13 protein-coding genes, 1 tRNA gene and 1 riboswitch are annotated in these 18,345 nt (G+C 48.7%); of the genes, 6 read left to right on the top strand and 8 right to left on the bottom strand.

Features of this window, described 5'->3' with window-relative positions; all coding sequences use genetic code 11:
• Positions 1–480 precede the first annotated feature (480 nt).
• Positions 481–1,494, top strand: a complete 1,014-nt coding sequence (locus G469_RS0100700; protein WP_028263410.1) for a hypothetical protein — start codon at positions 481–483, stop codon at positions 1,492–1,494.
• A gap of 56 nt (positions 1,495–1,550) precedes the next feature.
• Here G469_RS0100700 and G469_RS0100705 read toward each other — a convergent pair.
• The 6 genes from G469_RS0100705 to G469_RS07905 form a co-directional block, all read right to left on the bottom strand.
• Positions 1,551–1,627: transfer RNA gene (locus G469_RS0100705), tRNA-Met, on the bottom strand.
• 246 nt (positions 1,628–1,873) lie between these two features.
• Positions 1,874–2,671 (bottom strand): Cof-type HAD-IIB family hydrolase, encoded by a 798-nt coding sequence (locus tag G469_RS0100710; protein WP_028263411.1) that lies wholly within the window; start codon positions 2,669–2,671, stop codon positions 1,874–1,876.
• A gap of 136 nt (positions 2,672–2,807) precedes the next feature.
• Entirely contained in the window at positions 2,808–3,647 is an 840-nt protein-coding gene (locus G469_RS0100715; RefSeq protein ID WP_028263412.1) for an HAD family hydrolase, read from the bottom strand.
• 108 nt (positions 3,648–3,755) lie between these two features.
• Positions 3,756–5,054, bottom strand: coding sequence for a peptidase T (pepT, locus tag G469_RS0100720; RefSeq protein WP_051353671.1), 1,299 nt, complete (start codon positions 5,052–5,054; stop codon positions 3,756–3,758).
• Positions 5,055–5,165: 111 nt separating this feature from the next.
• On the bottom strand, positions 5,166–9,779 hold the full coding sequence (locus G469_RS0100725; RefSeq protein ID WP_028263414.1) for a 2-hydroxyacyl-CoA dehydratase: 4,614 nt from the start codon (positions 9,777–9,779) through the stop codon (positions 5,166–5,168).
• Positions 9,779–10,498, bottom strand: a complete 720-nt coding sequence (locus G469_RS07905; protein ID WP_084522251.1) for a TetR/AcrR family transcriptional regulator — start codon at positions 10,496–10,498, stop codon at positions 9,779–9,781. The genes G469_RS0100725 and G469_RS07905 overlap by 1 nt, the downstream gene beginning before the upstream one ends.
• Positions 10,499–10,985: 487 nt before the next feature.
• On the opposite strand from G469_RS07905, the gene G469_RS0100735 reads away from it, so the two are divergent.
• The gene (locus G469_RS0100735) at positions 10,986–11,951 is read left to right on the top strand and encodes a serine hydrolase (RefSeq protein WP_028263415.1); all 966 of its coding nucleotides are present in this window, start codon (positions 10,986–10,988) and stop codon (positions 11,949–11,951) included.
• Between the two features lie 81 nt (positions 11,952–12,032).
• Here G469_RS0100735 and G469_RS09120 read toward each other — a convergent pair whose 3' ends face one another.
• Positions 12,033–12,335 carry a hypothetical protein gene (locus G469_RS09120; RefSeq protein ID WP_028263416.1) on the bottom strand — a complete coding sequence of 101 codons (303 nt, stop codon included), beginning with the start codon at positions 12,333–12,335 and terminating at the stop codon, positions 12,033–12,035.
• Positions 12,336–12,516: 181 nt separating this feature from the next.
• Between G469_RS09120 and G469_RS0100745 the strand changes: the two genes are divergently transcribed.
• On the top strand, positions 12,517–13,881 hold the full coding sequence (locus G469_RS0100745) for a PFL family protein (protein ID WP_028263417.1): 1,365 nt from the start codon (positions 12,517–12,519) through the stop codon (positions 13,879–13,881).
• A 16-nt stretch (positions 13,882–13,897) separates the two neighbouring features.
• Here G469_RS0100745 and murB read toward each other — a convergent pair whose 3' ends face one another.
• Positions 13,898–14,824, bottom strand: a complete 927-nt coding sequence (gene murB, locus G469_RS0100750; RefSeq protein ID WP_028263418.1) for a UDP-N-acetylmuramate dehydrogenase — start codon at positions 14,822–14,824, stop codon at positions 13,898–13,900.
• A gap of 81 nt (positions 14,825–14,905) precedes the next feature.
• Positions 14,906–15,036, top strand: a riboswitch (FMN riboswitch).
• A 5-nt stretch (positions 15,037–15,041) separates the two neighbouring features.
• Here murB and G469_RS0100755 point away from each other — a divergent pair.
• From G469_RS0100755 to G469_RS0100765, 3 genes are read left to right on the top strand one after another with little or no spacing between them, the layout of a single operon-like run.
• Entirely contained in the window at positions 15,042–15,623 is a 582-nt protein-coding gene (locus G469_RS0100755) for an ECF transporter S component (protein ID WP_051353672.1), read from the top strand.
• Positions 15,624–15,634: 11 nt separating this feature from the next.
• On the top strand, positions 15,635–17,527 hold the full coding sequence (locus G469_RS07910; RefSeq protein WP_084522252.1) for an ABC transporter ATP-binding protein: 1,893 nt from the start codon (positions 15,635–15,637) through the stop codon (positions 17,525–17,527).
• Entirely contained in the window at positions 17,512–18,312 is an 801-nt protein-coding gene (locus tag G469_RS0100765) for an energy-coupling factor transporter transmembrane component T family protein (protein WP_028263420.1), read from the top strand. The genes G469_RS07910 and G469_RS0100765 overlap by 16 nt, the downstream gene beginning before the upstream one ends.
• The last annotated feature ends 33 nt before the right edge of the window (positions 18,313–18,345 follow it).

An 18,345-nucleotide genomic window follows, 5' to 3' on the forward strand; every position in this document is an offset into this window, starting at 1 on the left:
ATCGTGCTGCAAACTTCGATAGGATGCCGTTCAACCCGGATTCCGAGCGACGGGAGCAGCACGCGTATGCACGAGATAGCACTCCCTTGCGGGGATGCTCCATACCTCTAGGAAGCCCGGACGACCGTCTAAGCAAGACGCACCGCCTCTCAGCGCTTAGGGGGATTGTAGAGAGATTCGACAAGCGCCTGCATATGCGTGTTGGCAAGGCGGACACCAAACGTAACACTGCACACTCAGCATGCTTATAGGCAGCAGCACAGATGGCATCAACCTGGAAGCCAAAGTCTGCCGCCTGATAGGCTTCGATCCCACAACATATGAGCTTGTGGAAGAGCTTTCAGAGATGACATACTCAAAACAAGAAAACGCTGATAACAGATTCAGTGAGGACCCGCCTACCTAAAAAATACACATAGCTCCACATTACAAATGCAATAATTCTTCTAATACAAAGCACATCCATTAACCAGGTGAAAAATGAAAATCCATTACTTCCAACGCTATCAACAAAAAGAAAATGTTGCGACTGCAAACACGATGCTACTGCTATCACGCTTGTATCAGTATTCTCCTGATAAGTTCTTCCGCTTTCTGAAGACAGAATCTGATGCTTTTGAGCCGGAGGTTACTTTCACTCTGCAGGAAAAGAGCAAAGATAGCGTTCCCGATGCAATAATCACCCAAGAAAGCTTCAAGATTATCGTGGAAACAAAATTGTCCGATTGGTTTTATACGACCCAGCTGATGAATCACATAAAGGCTTTCAGTGGAGAAAAATACAAGCGACTGCTCACACTTGCTCCGGTTCCGATGGCTGAAGACAAGAAAGGACTCGTCGAAACCGAGATATCAAAGCACAATGAAATCTCAGGCGAGAAATATGGCATCGTTCATGTAAACATGACATTCGAAGAATTGGCAAGTGCGGTTCAGGATGTTCTTGATGACCGTGATTACAAAATGCAGGCGGTACTCGATGATTACATTGACTACTGCCGCCACGACAATCTAATTGTCGAGCAGGATTCTTGGAAGTACCTGCGCATGCGATTGTGCGGCACCACCTTTGACTTCAATAAGGAAAGCGGTCTGTACTACGACAAAGCAGAACATGGATTTAGACCACACGACTACCTTGGCCTGTACAAGAACAAGAGTGTCCGGGCGGTTGGGAAAATCTGCGCACGCATTGTGGCATGGGAAGAATCCGGGGAAATGCAGTACCATCTTGAACTAGGAAAGTGTACTCAAGAACGTATGGATGCAATCATTGAGGCGATAAAAGACGGGAAAAATTACGGCTATGATTTGACCGCAGAAAAGCATAGATACTTTTTTGTGGATCAATTCATTGAGACCGATTTCAAAAAAGTCACCCCGTACGCTCCGATGGGAGCAAGGAACTTTGATCTCACCGATGTTTTAGGCACTGACGACCTCCCTGACTTGCAAGAAATTGCAAGTGCGCTTAGTACTAGAACATGGAGCTAAATGTCAGTCATACAAAAAACCGCCACCTGCTTTTACAAGTGACGGTTATAAATTCATGGTCGCGGGGGCCGGATTTGAACCAACGACCTTCGGGTTATGAGCCCGACGAGCTACCAGACTGCTCCACCCCGCAATATCTAGCGCACCAAAGTGCGGTAGATAATGTTACGCGCGCTTACCTATAATGTCAATACCATCTGTTTAAACGTGACGGAATTGTGGACAGCACATCCTAGCCGCTGTTCACCAGTCCGCCCACCAGTCCGTTCGCTAACGCGATTGCAGGAAGCCTAGTCGCTGTTCGCCAAGTTGCTCGCTGATACGCTCACAATCTATCGACTGTGTGCGTGTCGGAGCTCCGCCACCCTATCTCGCAACTCTACGACAAACTCTCCAACACTTTGCGCATCTCGTTTTGAACACCATGCTCTACGTTTGTCTCGATAACCTTATCGGCAATCTGCTTAATAGCGTAACGCGCGTTGCCCATAGCACGAGAATGACCAACAAAGCTCAAGATCTCGTAGTCATTCATGGCATCGCCAAAGGCCATAACTGCCTCACGCTCAATACCATGTGCGCGCATGACCTGCGCAATACCGGTTGCCTTGGTTACGCCCAGCTGATTAGCATCAATCCACTTTTTACCGGAGGGGGTAAAGGCAAACTTGTCACCCAGCTCGCGAGAAAGCGCATACTGCATGTCCATCAAATACTCGGCGGTATCGCAGTAAATGGACGCCTTCAAGATATTAACGTTGGGGCTCAACTCATCATAAATACGATGAGCATCGGGCAGGTCCTTGTCAATCTCGCGCTCATACACCTCGTAGTCATCGTACAAAAACGTATGAGTGCGATCGGACAAGGCCACGTGCAGGCAGTCAAAACGGCGTACCACCTCAATAAGACGCAGCAACGAAGCGTGACTCATAACCTCGCGGTCTACAACCTCGCCATTTACAAAAACCTGTGCACCATTGGAGGCAACAAAATCCATGTACTCACGAACAGGCGCAAAAAACTTGCATAGCGTATCGTAGCGACGGCCAGAAGAGGCAGCAAAATGCACGCCCTTCTCGCGAAGAGCCATGATGAGATCAAACGTCTCTGGTGGGACCTCGCTGTTCTCGTTAAGCAGAGTACCATCCATATCAGAAGCAATAAGTTTTATCATGTAAACGCCTTTCCTACGCCTTTCACACGACTTTCGTATGCCTTCCAAATGCCTTTCGTATACTTTTTACACGCCTTTTTATGCACTATTTACGAGCTGCTAAGCACGCTACTTAGCGCAACCTTTACCTTAACAACTAGTTACGCATAAATTCAGGCAGCTCACCTGTTCCTGCCACATCCGCAATCTGATTAAACGCCTTGGCTACCGCATAGTCCGCACTCTGACCAATATGATACCGAGCCGCAGCAGCAACCACTGGCTCGGCATTAGCAACGGCAACAGAATGGGGCAGTGCCGAGATGATGGAAAGATCATTAACGCCATCGCCAAACACAACAACTTCTTCTTTGATAAGCCCTAAAGCATCCATCAAAATCTGCGCGCCCTGAGTCTTTGACCAGCCCTTAGGCGTAACATCAAACCAATCAATATAGGTGTAGAGAAAATCGAGCGAAGGCACCTCATACATAAGCTGCTGCTCAATATCCTCTTTGCGTATAAGGTCAGAATCAAACAAGACACCAACATTAACTGTTTGAATCTCAGGCAATTCTTCGGTCAAGATATAACCACTAGGAAAAGCACCGGGGCTATCCAACTTGCTGTTACCCTTACCATGCAAACCAATAATCCAGGGTTTTGGATCATCTCCCGTTACTACAAGCGCAGCCCCGTCAATGTCACAAACACAACGAGCGATATTCTCAAGGTCTGCTTGCGAGAAATACTTTTGAAGTATGGGCCTGTTATCCAACCAAATTTCCAGCGCATTGCAGGTAATTGCCGTAGTTAACACAGTTTGATCAAGCTTAAAAAACTGAGCTAAATCAGAAAATCCGCGTCCCGTTGCAGGCGCAAAGTGAATGCCCGCATCCATAAGCCTACGAATGGCGCAGATAGTCTCTTTAGAGACCTGCGCATCACCAAAGGGCAATAGCGTATTATCCATATCGGTAAGTACAAGCTTTATCATACAAACTCATTTCACGCGCTTGCGGTTACTGTCTGTTTGCGATTACTGTCTGTTTGCCTTTGCGACTCACTGCCCCTGCTTGCTTTTTGCGGCGTACTTTGCTGCCTGTTACTGCTGAGCCACCGCAAACTTGGCAACTAAATGCTCTAACACATCAACGGTAATCTCCAAGCTGGGCACGGGCACAAACTCACGCACCGAATGTGCGTTATAGCCGCCCGTTGCAATATTGGGACATGGCAAGCCACGGAAGGTAAGCTGGCTACCATCAGTACCACCACGAACAGCTACACAATGCGCATTGGTAATACCCGCCTCACGGTTAGCTTCAAGCGCGTTATCTACCAAAAACTCAAGGCCCTCAAAGCACTCGGCCATGTTGCGATACTCGGGCTTAATGGAAACTTCTACCGTACCCTCGCCATGGCGTTTGTTAAGAAAACCTGCAATGTCATACAGCAACTGCTGACGAGCCTCAAACTTAGCAGAGTCAAAGTCACGCACGATGTACTGCAGTTTTACCACATTGGCATCACCGGAAATCTCGGTAGGCATAAAGAAGCCGTCGTAGCCCTCGGTATGCTCGGGGCGCTCGTTGGCAGGCAGCATAGCGTCAAACTCACGCGCTACTGTAATGGCATTAACCATGATGTCCTTAGCAGAACCCGGGTGTACCATCACGCCGGTAAATGTAATGTTTGCCTCGCAGGCAGAGAAGGTCTCGTAGTTAACCTCGCCCAACGTTTCTCCGTCAACGGTGTAGCACCAAGCAGCACCAAACTTCTTAAGGTCAAGCAGCTCTGCACCATGGCCAATTTCCTCGTCCGGTACAAAGGCGATCTTGAGCGTAGGATGTGCCAGCTCGGGATGCTTCTTTAAGCGAGCGATAAGAGCCATGATTTCTGCTATGCCGGCCTTATCGTCAGCAGAAAGCAAGGTAGTGCCATCAGAGCACACAATGTCCATGCCCACAAACATATCGAGGTCCGGAACCTGCTCTACCGTGGACTGAACCGGCTCGCCATTAACTATGCCGCTTACCAAAGGTCCACCCTCGTAGTGGACAATGTGAGGCGCAACTCCCTTGCCAGGTGCATCGGGAGCACTATCCATATGAGCGCATAGGCCCAACGCAGGCAAATCCTCTGCGCCGGCAGAGGCAGGAACGGTTGCTGTTACATAGGCATGCTCATCCACGCACACATCCTCACAGCCCAACTCAAGCAAATCTGCCTCTAGCATATGCGCTAAATCAAACTGCGTTGCCGTAGAGGGCACCTGCGTATCATTGTTTGGGTCGGACGTGGTGTACACCTGTACGTAGCGCATAAAACGAGCTACTACGTCAGAAACACCCTCGGGGATGGGGGTGCCCGTATAATTTTGTGGAACTGTATTATCTGTCATGACTGCTCCTTTACTTGCAAGCCACTATTAAACTAAAAAATGTCCGCATTCCAGTTTAAAGAAATGCGGACTCATTATTCCTTAGGTTACGTCAATGGCAGAAAAATCATGCTATTTGGAAGTGCTGGATGAGAAGTCCTCGTGCCGAGAAGCTCGTTGGGCCGCAGTCTTTTTAACAGACGCAAGGCGCTCCAGCTGTTCGGAACTCAAAACAAGTCCGCCGCATTTCTCGTCCACAGAGGGCGCGACTGTATACAGTGTTGGATCGGCAGGATTTTCCAGTTTAAAGCCACCCTCACGGTTGTTACGATAATTCTCCTTAGCAACGGAAATCATGAGCTTAATACGGTTAAGCTGGTTAACCTCAGATGCGCCAGGATCGTAATCTACCGCCACAATATTGGACTCAGGATGCATTTGACGCAGGCGCTTAATAACGGCCTTGCCTACCACGTGGTTGGGCAAGCACGCAAAGGGCTGAGCACACACAATATTGGGTGTTCCATGATCAATAAGGTCCACCATCTCGGCCGTCAACAGCCAGCCCTCGCCCATGGTGTTGCACAACGACAAAATCTGAGCAGCCTTGTTACCCAACTCATCAATAGGCTCGTAAGGTTCAAAGCGCGTACTCTTCTTAAGCATGTTGTTAATGGGCTCACGCATGCCTTGAACTGCTCGAATACCAGCAGAATGCGTTACACGACTCGAGAGTTTAGTACCCAACTCATCTTTCATGTTGAGTTGATTGGACATACCAAACAAGAAGAAGTCTGTTAGATTAGGCACGTTGGCCTCGCAACCCTCGGCTTCAATGACCTTAACCAGCTCATTGTTTGCTGTGGGGTGGAACTTTACTAAAATCTCTCCCACTACACCAACACGTGGCTTGGAACGATCATTGGTAAGCGGCAGTGTCTCAAACGCATCCACCACATCCTGACACAGCGCATAAAACGCACGACGGCTAATGGTTGGCATTTCCTTGCGTGCACGCGCCATGAATTTCTCGTACAACTCATTAGCAGAGCCAGGCACTGTCTCGTACGGACGTGTGCGGTACAGCAACTGCATAATCAAATCGCCAAAAAGCAAGGTAAAGCCTGCGCGTAAAATCAAACCAGGCTTCATGATGCTAAAGCCAGGGTTGTTCTCGTCTAGGCTTCGCGCTACAGAAAGAGAAATAACAGGCACCTGGTCATGACCAGCATCGCGCAGTGCCTTGCGGATAAGCGCAATGTAGTTGGTTGCGCGACAACCGCCACCCGTCTGAGAAATAATAACGGCTGTTTTGTTAAGGTCGTACTTGCCCGATTCAATTGCTTCCATAATCTGGCCGGTTACCAGGATAGATGGATAGCAAATGTCGTTGTTTACGTAACGCAAACCAGCCTCAATAGCACCGTGGTCAACGGATGGTAACAGCACAACGTTATACTTATACTGACGCAGCAGCTCAGCGAGAATATCAAAGTGGATAGGCGCCATTTGCGGAACCAAAATGGTATAGCCCTCATCAAACATCTGCTTGGTAAATTCTATCTTTTCCCAGGCAGCGCTTGCAGCCTTACGCTCCACAGGCACCAACTGCCCCTCGCCCACCGTGCGCTCCAACTCTGCACGCTGTTCATTCAAAGCTGCCATAAGGGAACGGACACGAATGCGTGCCGCACCTAGATTGGAAACCTCGTCAATTTTAAGCACGGTATAAATCTTGCCCGATGCCTCAAGAATCTCCTGCACTTGATCGGTGGTTAACGCGTCCAAACCACAACCAAAGCTGTTGAGTTGAATCAAATCCAAGTCATTGCGACTGGCAACAAACCGTGCTGCCCTATACAAACGACTGTGATACATCCACTGATCAACCACGCGAATAGGACGTTCTGGCTGCATCTTATGTGCAATGCTGTCCTCGGTTAAAACAGCAAAGCCAAACGAGGAAATGAGCTCGGGAATAGCATGGTTAATTTCACCGTCGTTGTGATAAGGACGTCCGGCCAGCACAATACCATGTCCATCATGCGCTTCAAGCCATGCCAAAGCCTCATCGCCCTTACGCTGCATGGCCTCCTTAAAATCTAAGTCTGCCTGCCAAGCAGCATTAACGGCGCGATCAATTTCTCCGCGCGTAATATGCTCCCCGCGAAAAACACCTTTACCAGACTGTGCGTCCTTCTCGCGCTGAACAGAAATCAACTCATACAGACGACGCTTGAGTTCTTTTTTATTGTCGTACGGAATAAAGGGCGCCATAAACTGCACGTCCGGAGCAGACAGCTCATCCATGTTAAGGCTTAAAGCCTGAGGATAACTCATAACAATGGGGCAATTATAGTGATTACCAGCAGTTGTATCCTCAATACGCTCCCAACGAATGCAGGGCATCCAAATAAAGTCAGGTTTCTTTTTAAGCAGATTCATTACATGGCCGTGGGAAAGCTTTGCAGGATAACACACGCTTTCCGAAGGCATGGACTCAATACCGGACTCATACACCTTCTTAGAAGAAGGATCGGACAGCACCACGCTAAAGCCCAGTTCCGTAAAGAAGGTATGCCAGAACGGATAATTTTCGTACATATTAAGCGCACGCGGAATGCCCACGGTGCCATGCGGCGCGGTCTTCTTATCAAGTGATGGGCGATCAAAGAGCAGCTTATTTTTGTAGGTAAACAGATTGGGTGCATCGGATTTCTTTTTCTTATTGCCCGCACCACGCTCGCAGCGATTACCCGTAATAAACTTGCGACCCTTACCAAAGTTGGACACAGTAAGCAGGCAGTTGTTAGAGCACAAGCCACAGTGCACCTTGGAGTGTTTAACTGTAAGCGTTGCAAGAGCCTGACGGTCTAGTAGCGTAGAAGTACCATTTTCTCCCGCACGGTCTTTGGCGAGAAGGGCCGCACCGTAGGCACCCATACAACCAGCAATGTCGGGACGAATAACGTCACGACCCGTAAGCAGCTCAAAAGCGCGCAGGGTTGCATCGGACATAAAGGTACCGCCCTGCACTACAACATAGTTGCCAATCTCGGAAAAATCACGCAGCTTAATAACCTTAAACAGCGCGTTTTTAATCACAGAGTAAGACAAACCCGATGCAATATCGCCAACGGTTGCACCTTCTTTTTGTGCCTGCTTAACTCGAGAGTTCATAAACACGGTGCAACGACTACCCAAATCCACCGGACCAGTAGCCTTAACTGCTTCTGCCGCAAACTCACGGACATCCATGCCCATGGAGACAGCAAAGCTCTCTATAAAGGAACCGCAGCCAGCAGAGCAAGCCTCATTAAGCATGATGTGCTCAATAACACCATCCTTAACCTGCAAGCACTTCATATCCTGGCCGCCAATATCCAAGATGAAGTCCACCTTGGGAATAAATGCCTTTGCGCCACGCAGGTGTGCTACGGTCTCGATTTCTCCCGAATCCGCTCGCAGTGCCTCTATAAGCAGCGCTTCTCCGTAGCCCGTTGTAGTGACATGACCAATGGTGCAACCCGCAGGTAACTTGCCATAAAAATCATCCATGATCTTTTGCGCAGTACCCAAAATATCGCCACCATTGTTGCCATACCAGGTGTACAAAAGCTGGCCATCTTCACCCACAGCAGCAGCCTTCATAGTGGTAGAGCCCGCATCAATACCCAAAAAAACGCGACCAGAATAACCTGCCAAGTCGCCCTTAGGCACCACCTGCTTGTCATGACGCTCGCAGAATTTCTCGTAATCCTCAGGTGCTGCAAACAACGGCTCCAAACGCGCCACCTCAGAGCCTTGCACGTCACCTAAGTTATCGAGAAGATCAATAAGCTCGTCTAAGCTAATGGTTTGCGTAGACTCTCCCGCCAGTGCTGCACCCGTTGCCACAAACAAATGCGCGTTCGTAGGAACAATGCGATGCTCTTCGTCCAAATTGAGCGTCTCGTAAAAACGCTTGCGCAGCTCAGATAGGTAGTTAAGCGGACCGCCCAAAAATGCTACATAGCCTCGAATGGGGTGACCGCAAGCCAAACCAGAAACGGTTTGATTGGCCACAGACTGAAAAATAGAAGCGGCAATATCGGCTGGTGCCGCACCTTCATTAAGAAGGGGCTGCACGTCAGACTTTGCAAAAACACCGCAACGACTTGCAATGGGATAAATATGTGTTGCGCTCTTAGCAAGCTCATTCAAACCGGTAGCATCTGTCTTAAGCAGGGTTGCCATCTGGTCTATAAAGGCACCCGTACCACCCGCACAGGTACCATTCATGCGCTGCTCAATGCCATTATCAAAATAGATAATTTTGGCATCCTCGCCGCCCAACTCAATAGCGCAATCAGTTTGAGGAATGAGATTTTCTACCGCACGCTTGGAAGCAATAACTTCCTGAACAAACTCGAGCTCGAGCCATTTAGCTAATAGCAAACCACCAGAACCAGTAATGGATGCCCGCATGGATGCACCAGGCAAATACGTCTGCGCTTTTTGGAATAACTCGCGCGCGGTTGCACGAACATCGGTATGGTGACGCTGATAATTTGCATATACGAGCTGGGCCTTCTCGTCTATGACCGCTAACTTTACCGTAGTAGAGCCAACATCAATGCCCAGCCGCAGCTGAGCATGAGAAAAGTCAGTTGCATGTGCAGGATGCAGCTCGGCACCATCTGCTACCAAATCCAGTGGACGTGCCACCCGCGCCTGTTCACGATTAGAGAGTTCATGATTTGTCATTATTGTTCCCCCCTATAAAACGCAATTGCAGCACCAAGCGCACCCACGTTAAAGTTCATTTGCTTGTCATAAAGATCACCTGGACGCACAAACATCAACGCCGTCATAATGCGAGACATAATACCCACGTCTTCCTGCATGCCACGCGTAAGCCAACGAACCAAAACGCCAACTTCAGCAGAAATCGTATAGGTAAGGTAGTAATCCAGCAGAGCCTCACCTACGTGTTCATTAATGCCTTGAGCTGCACGCTCATGAACCACCTCACGAACGAGAAGTTCAATACGATGAATAAAACCTGGGTCGCCACCGTCACCAAGTAGCGCAGGCATATAACTTCCACTTCCTTTTAAAAACTCCAGCGCCTCAACCGTACCGGGACAGGGCTGCAAATGCGTAATAGCCTCTTGCAAGCTATCTAAATCTGTTGTTGCAATACGAACAATGTAGGGACGCAGGCATTCCAACGTGTCATCCTCAATCGCACGCACCAAATCTGGAATATCCTTAAAGTGCGAATAAAAAGTACGTCGCGTAATCTGTGCATGATCACTTACCGCAGTAACAGTTACCTGTGACAAATCCCCGGTCTTCTCGATCTCTGCTGCTAGAGCATCACGCAAAGCACGTCGTGTGCGCACAATACGGCGATCCATATTTGCAGTTACAACATTGGTAGCAATAAGCGGAGTATCTTCGCAACCAGTCCTGACGCGCATGAATTCTCCTTTTTGAGCTATCGCTCAGTTTTTTATCAGTTATTACACACTATGTATAGTAAGTAACAATTTGTGTAGTATTACACGAGCGAGAAATGCTGCGTAATATACCCGCGCTCAAAAACATAAAACTGCTACACTATTGAAATGTAGTTGTATTTGACCTTGAGTGTCTACTTTTTAGCAGCTACTTCTTGTACGCGTCCGGCCAAAACTCTGCCAGAGGAACTACATTTTGTCTGCTAACAACCCTTACCATTCCCGGCACTCTTCATCTTCTAACCATAGCCAGCCAAACAGCCAGCCTCAGACAAATAACCACCGGCCAAAAAGTCTCCCTCTGCACCGTTTTGAGCCTACACGTCACCAACAAACACATCAGCGCCAAACACGTCATGCTCAATCACAAGGGCATATACTTCATCATCACAAGTCACCTAATCACACAACAAAGCACAGGTATTCAACACGCACGATTGTTGTAATTGTGCTGGGACTTCTTGTTATCTTAGGACTGCTTATTGCTCTTATTTCATGTGGCATGAGGTATACAAAAGCCAAGAAGACCAAGCAAAACGCAGCAATAAGCCCTACAACAACTGCTCGTGCCGCACTTTCTAATGATGCAAGCCCGCGCATTAACACAGACAAAGATGCAACCATCGTAGACTATGACAAAGACGGCATTTTGGTTCACGCACCAGAGGGTTTTACAGACACCTCCAGCTACGGTGAACTGGTTGATGCTGTGGATGAATTTGAGTCCTATGGCTATACTTTAAGTTTCTCGCTCTTAGACCTTAATACGGGTCGTTCTCTTGATTACAACAAAGACACTGCCCTGTACCCCGCAAGTGCCATTAAAGCTGCCTATACGGCTATGGTATACGAGACACACGGAGGTGCCTCCGGACTTGCTGGTGTGGCAGAAAACTGCATTGTTAACTCCGATAACGAATCTTTCCACACGCTGATTCATACCTTTGGTCTATCAAGCTATGGCAATTGGCTTACCCAGCATGGCGCTCCCAACGCAGGTCAAATAGCTTATGTACACTATTATCCAAAGATTAGCGCCGCAGAGCTGTCCAACGTCTGGCAAGAAATTTTCCGCTACGGTGTTTCTGGCGAGAAGGGCTCTGAGGAATTTACCAACTTCTTAGCTCAATCCAATCACACTTCTATGGGCGGCTTGCTCCGTGATCGCTATACCGTATGGGCAAAACCTGGCTGGTATCCCAAGGATGGCACGGGTAACGAAGCAACGGTAGATGCTGGCGTGGTTTTCTCGGACTGCGGCCCCTATGTATTTGTAGTTATGTCTAATGCACCCGAGGATTTTAATGCCATGTTTCCCCTAGAAGATGCACTCAATGCTGCTCATGGCTGCATGTGTGGTGGAAGCATAGACTTGCTACAAACGGACTACACCTCTCTGCCAGGGATTTCATAAAAGGTGTTCTAGTCGTACTGAAGAATCAGCTTCTCGTCTCTTTTCCTGCTTTAATACAAGATGAATGAGATGAGCTAACTTTTAAAACGGCTTAGCATTGACTGCATTCAAAATATTGGAAACAACAAGAAACATACCCAATATGATTAAGACTATGTGCATTCGCTGAGCGGATGGTTTTTCTTCAACAGGTCGAATGATTTCATGAACTAATACAGCACTCCAACATAATGTTGTCAGCCAGTATTGATATGGATGCATTGCTGGAATAATCATAGAGGCAATAAGCAGTGGGATTAGTATAACTCCGCAGCAAATCCTCAGATATTTACCCCACCTGGTCTCCCAAATAAAATGATAAAGTTCTTTCATAAGCATTACCATTCTTACGCCTTATGGCAACGGCATCTGCCCCTCTCAACCTAGTAAGATTATTGTATACAAATCTCACATTAGAGTTAACCATGACTAATAAGCTCTTTTGGTAAACTATTTCCTTGTGAATTATGCTTTTACCACATGATTTTCTCTCTATCTACTCACGCCCATGAAGGGAATTCACCACATGGATATTACGACCGAGGAAATTGCAGAAACTCGCAGCATGGTTTCAGATCAACATTTGGATATTCGCACCATCACCATGGGCATTAACCTGGGTGGTTGCGCGGACGAGAACCTCGATCGCATGTGCACTAAGGTATATGACCGCATTACCACTACCGCTCAAAAATTGGTTCCAACCGCACAAGCATTGGAACGCGAATATGGCATTCCCATCGTAAACAAGCGTGTCTCGGTAACACCTATTGCACAAATTGCTGCTGCTTGTCCCAATGAAGACCTCACGCCCTTGGCTCATGCCATGGATCGTGCGGCAAAAACGCTGGGTATTGACTTTATGGGTGGCTTTTCTGCTTTAGTCCATAAGGGCATTGGCAATGGTGACCGCCGTCTGATTAACTCCATCCCTGAGGCGCTGGCAACCACCGAACGCGTCTGCTCATCGGTAAATGTAGCAAGCCTACGTGCAGGCATTAACATGGATGCCGTCTTGCTCATGGCTCAAAAAATTGTTGAAGCGGCTAAACTCACTACAGATATCCAATGCTACGGTGCCGCCAAGCTAGTAGTTTTCTCAAACATGGTTGAAGATTCTCCATTTATGGCTGGCGCTGTTCATGGCACGGGCGAGGCAGATGCTGTTATTAACGTGGGCGTCTCTGGTCCTGGCGTTATGGCAAGCGCATTGGAAGGCCTGCCCGCAGACGCAGACATGATGACTGTGGCCGAGCGCATCAAGCAAACCGCTTTCAAGATTACCCGTGCAGGTGAGCTCATAAGCCGTGAGGCAGCTCGTCGCCTGGGTGTCGAGAAGGGCATTGTAGACCTATCACTTGCTCCCACCCCCGCAGTTGGAGACTCCGTTGCACGCATATTAGAAATTATCGGCGTGGGCACCTGCGGTGGCCCTGGAACCACCTGCGCACTTGCCATGCTTAATGACGCCGTTAAAAAGGGTGGCGTCATGGCATCGTCTTCTGTTGGCGGCTTATCTGGTGCCTTTATTCCTGTATCAGAAGATGCTGGTATGATTGCTGCTACAAAGTCCGGTGCTCTTTCTTTGGAGAAACTTGAGGCTATGACCTGCGTTTGCTCTGTTGGCTTGGATATGATTGCTGTTCCCGGAGACACTCCCGTGGAAGCAATCGCCGGCATTATTGCAGACGAGATGGCTATTGGTGTTATTAACAACAAGACCACGGCTGTACGCCTTATCCCTGCCATTGGTAGCAAAGAGGGAGACGTTTTGGAGTTTGGTGGACTCTTTGGTTCTGCTCCTGTTATGCACGTTAATCCCAATGCAGGTACGGTACTGGCGCATCGTGGCGGTCGCTTCCCTGCACCGCTTAACTCGCTTAAGAACTAAATGTAGCAGCAGTTGGTTACTCACCCAAAAAGCGAACTTCTGGTTCCAAACAAACGCCAAACTGGCGCATAACCTCATCCTGCACATGCTGGATAACGCTATGAACATCAGCGGCAGTTGCATGATCAATATTTACCACAAAGCCAGCATGCTTGGTAGAAACTTCGGCGCCGCCCACACGGTAACCCTGCAAACCAGCATCCATAATAAGCTTGCCAGCAAAATACCCTTCGGGACGCTTAAAAGTCGAGCCAGCACTGGGCAATTCCAGAGGCTGCTTAGACTCACGGCGCTGGGTAAAATCATCCATCTTTGCACGAATCTCGGACTCATTACCCTCATGCAGCAGATAGGTTACTTCAAGTACAACTAGGCCTTCTTTACTAATACGACTTGAGCGATATCCCAAATCAAGTTCCTCGTTAGAAAGCGTAATAATCTTACCTTCAGGCGTGAGTACACGTGCAGACTCAATAATATCTGCCATACAGCCATCGTAAGCACCGGCATTCATAAATGCAGCCCCGCCTACCGTACCGGGGATGCCACAAGCAAACTCCATACCCGTTAAGCTGAGGGCACACGCCATTTCTGCAGCATCGGAAAGGCAAACACCCGCCTGAGCAATAACGCGCTCGCCCTCTACCGTCAAATCATCCAGAGCGTCTGCCATGCCAATAATGACACCCCTATAACCCTTATCGGAAACAAGCACATCACTACCGCGACCTAACACAAAACAGTGAGCACCAAACTCACGACAGGTATCAATCAACACACGCACACGATCCAAGGTATCAGGCACCACATACATATCTGCAGGACCGCCAATAGCAAACGTTGTGTGTTCGCTCATGGGCTCATCAAAATAGACGTTATCCTCGCCGGCAATACTTACCAAACGCTCGGCAAGCGAGGGTTTATCGTTATCCAAATCAGACATGTTATAGACTCACTCCTTTGATAAAAATCTTGAACATGAGTATAACCTATCGAGAATGCCTGTTAAATGCTATACTCTTGCCAACAGTTTCAGGGCGGGGCGCAATTCCCCACTGGCGGTAAGGCTATTCGCCAAGCCCGCGCGCCGAGAAAGTCGGCTGATCTGGTGCAAATCCAGAGCCAACGGTATAGTCCGGATGAAAGAAACGGAGCGCCTCATGGCACAATCCACTTCAAATATGCATCACGACTCTCATTCCACTACTGCTCAGGGCACATGGACCACTAAGCGTATTGCTGTTACAGCATTGTTATGCGCGGTCTCGGCCATTTGCACACTGTTTTTGGAGTTTCCCATCTTGCCGGGACTTGAGTTTTTAAAGTATGACCCTTCCGGCATCGTGGCTCTTATCGGCGGCTTTGCTTTTGGACCAGCAACTGCAGCAATTATCTCTGTCCTACCCTATCTGGTGCACTTTGCAACGCACTCTGGTTTTTACGGCGTCATTATGGCCATAGTGGCGACCATTTCCCTGGCATTACCTGCAATCCTCATTTACCAGCGCAAGGCCACGCTTGCAGGCGCTCTTTTAGGTATGGTTGTTGGCGCTGTGTGTTGCATTGTTGCCTGCATTGTAGGCAACCTTATTTTGACTCCTTTGTATATGGGCACCAGCTTTGATGATGTCGTTGCACTTATCGTTCCTGCACTTTTACCATTTAACCTGGTAAAAATACTTATTAACTGCGTGGTTACGGCTATTATGTATAAGCCCATCACCAAGGCTTTATCGGAGTAAACCAGTCCCACATGACCAATACGCACACCTCATCAAATAAGCCTATTGCACAGCTTACCAATGTGAGTTTGTGGTACAAGGATTTTGCTGCTCTTAGCAACATTAATCTGTCAATAAACCCAGGTGAACGTATATGTATTTTGGGTGCCAATGGCTCAGGTAAGTCTACCTTGGCATCCGTCTTATGTGGTCTGCTTGCTCCAGATGAAGGCAGCATTACCCTTGTTGACCAAGCTGTTTGTACAGAGGGGCATCCCAATTTTGACGCCTACAGACAAGCCCGCCGCTGGCTCGGACTGGTTTTTCAAAATCCAGACGACCAAATTGTTACCTCAATTGTGGAAGATGATATTGCCTTTGGACCAGAGAACCTAGGTGTTGAGCCTCAGGAGATAACGCACCGTGTCCAGCGAGAATTGCACCGTGTGGCGCTGGATGCCTATGCCAAAGCAAATCCCTCCCACATGTCTGGTGGGCAAAAACAACGAGTAGCAATTGCCGGAGCTCTGGCCATGGAACCTCGTCTTTTGGTACTCGACGAACCTGGAGCCTTGTTGGATGTTCGTGGTCGTCGCAGCATTATGCACATTATGGACAAGCTTACCGCAACAGGCACAACCATTGTGCACGTCACACATTTTATGGAAGAAGCCCTCGCAGCAAGCCGCGTTATCGTGCTTTCCCACGGCAGCATTGTGTTGGATGGTACGCCACAAGAAGTGTTTTCTCATACAGATACCCTCGCTCAACTTGAGCTGGAAGAGCCCTTTATTGCTCGGCTCTGCGCCACACTCGTCAAAAAAGGTGTCCCCATCTCTTGGACCTGTGACGAGAAAAACCTCTGCCAGCAACTCGCACATCTACTACAGCCCATTAACGCACCCGACAGTCCCCCTGTATCTGAAACATCCCCATATACGCCTGCAAAATCCACAGAACACGCCACGTGTACCTTGCCTGTCCCTACCTTGCCAGCCGTCCAAGCTTGCAAGCTCAGCTATTCCTATGCTGCCGCAAACACAACATCCGTCCAGCGTCCAGCACTCGATGACATAAGTTTTACCATCCCACAAGGCTCATGTACCTCAATCATTGGTCAAACAGGATCTGGCAAGTCCACTCTTGCTCGGCTTATCTGCGGCTTGGAAGCTCCAGACTCAGGTGAGTTACTTGTAAACAGCATCAATACTGCCCATAAGCGGGAACGACGCAAGCTTCATGGGCAGGTAGGCTATGTTATGCAGCACCCCGAACGACAGCTCTTTGCGCAAACCGTGCTAGAAGACGTAGCATACGGCCCCAAGAACTTGGGAGCCTCTGTACAAGAAGCAACCAAGCAGGCATGTCAAGCTCTACAAGAAGTGGGACTACTTCATAAAAAGGACGCTTCTCCCTTTGAGTTATCTGGTGGCCAAGCACGTGTATGTGCCATTGCAGGCATCTTAGCCATGCAACCAAAAATTCTTCTGCTGGACGAACCAACTGCGGGCCTCGACCCCGTTGGCCGAGAAACCCTCCGTAGCCTGCTCAACCGCATCCACCAGCAGGGCACAACCGTAATCCAAGTTACACACTCCATGGAAGAAGCAGCCACAAGCAAACATATTATTGTGCTTGACCAATCACATATTCTTACTAGTGGTACGCCGCGTGAGGTGTTTCAACCTCATAACCAGAAGCGTTTGCGTGAGGCGGGACTTGCCCTGCCGTATCCACTTATCTTTGCACTTGCCCTACAAAAGCAAGTTCCTCACTCTTATCTGGGACAGCCTCTTACCATGGATGATCTTGTACAAAGCCTGTTACAAACGCTTGGTTTACCTAGTTTTAGCAACTCCACAAAAACCACTCCAGAGGTCGCATCATCTGCAAAGGTGGTGGTGCCCCCATGGCCTTTCGCGTAAGCATTGGACAATATCTAGCAGGCAATTCTGTTATCCACAAACTTGATCCGCGCACCAAAATCTTGGCTGCTTTTGTGCTCATGGTTTCTGCCTTCTTCATTCAAGCGCCTATGCAACTGGTTTTTGGACTTGTTTGTGTGACAACGCTCAGTCGCATGGCGCACGTTCCTGCGGGTAAACTATTTGATGCCATCAAATCCATTGTGGGCATGTTACTAGCACTGGGTCTTATCAATATGCTTATGATCCACCGCGGAGAAGTGCTTGTAAGTTGGGGCATTCTCAACATTACCAATGAAGGCGTTCGTGTGGCACTTCTGTATTCTTTGCGCATGATTGTAGCTATCGTGGCAGCTACATTGTTATTACTTACCACCACCCCAACCCAGCTTACAGACGCTTTTGACGCACTGCTTTCACCTTTAAGTAAGCTGGGGCTTCCCGCTCACGAACTTGCCATGGTTTTCTCGCTCATGCTGCGCTTTATTCCCACTCTTGCCGATGAGGCTAATGCCATCATGGACGCACAAATGGTTCGCGGTGCGGGCATAAACGAAGGTTCGGTGCTTAAGCGCATCCAAGCCATCGTTCCCGTTATTACAGCTTTACTTGCCAGTGCCCTGCGGCATGCCAATGGATTGGCTCGTTCGTTGGACGCACGCTCCTATGAGGGTGGCGCCGCGCGTTCCCACTGGCATCGGCTTGTATACAAAAAGCGTGATGCCCTAGCGGGGGCTCTCACGCTTCTCTATTGCATTATGTTAGGACTTCTCGCAGGCTTCTAGCGTTTAACCACCTTGACATCCAAGCACTTAAAC

The sequence above is a fragment of the Atopobium fossor DSM 15642 genome (assembly GCF_000483125.1).
Taxonomy (GTDB): Bacteria; Actinomycetota; Coriobacteriia; order Coriobacteriales; family Atopobiaceae; genus Atopobium; species Atopobium fossor.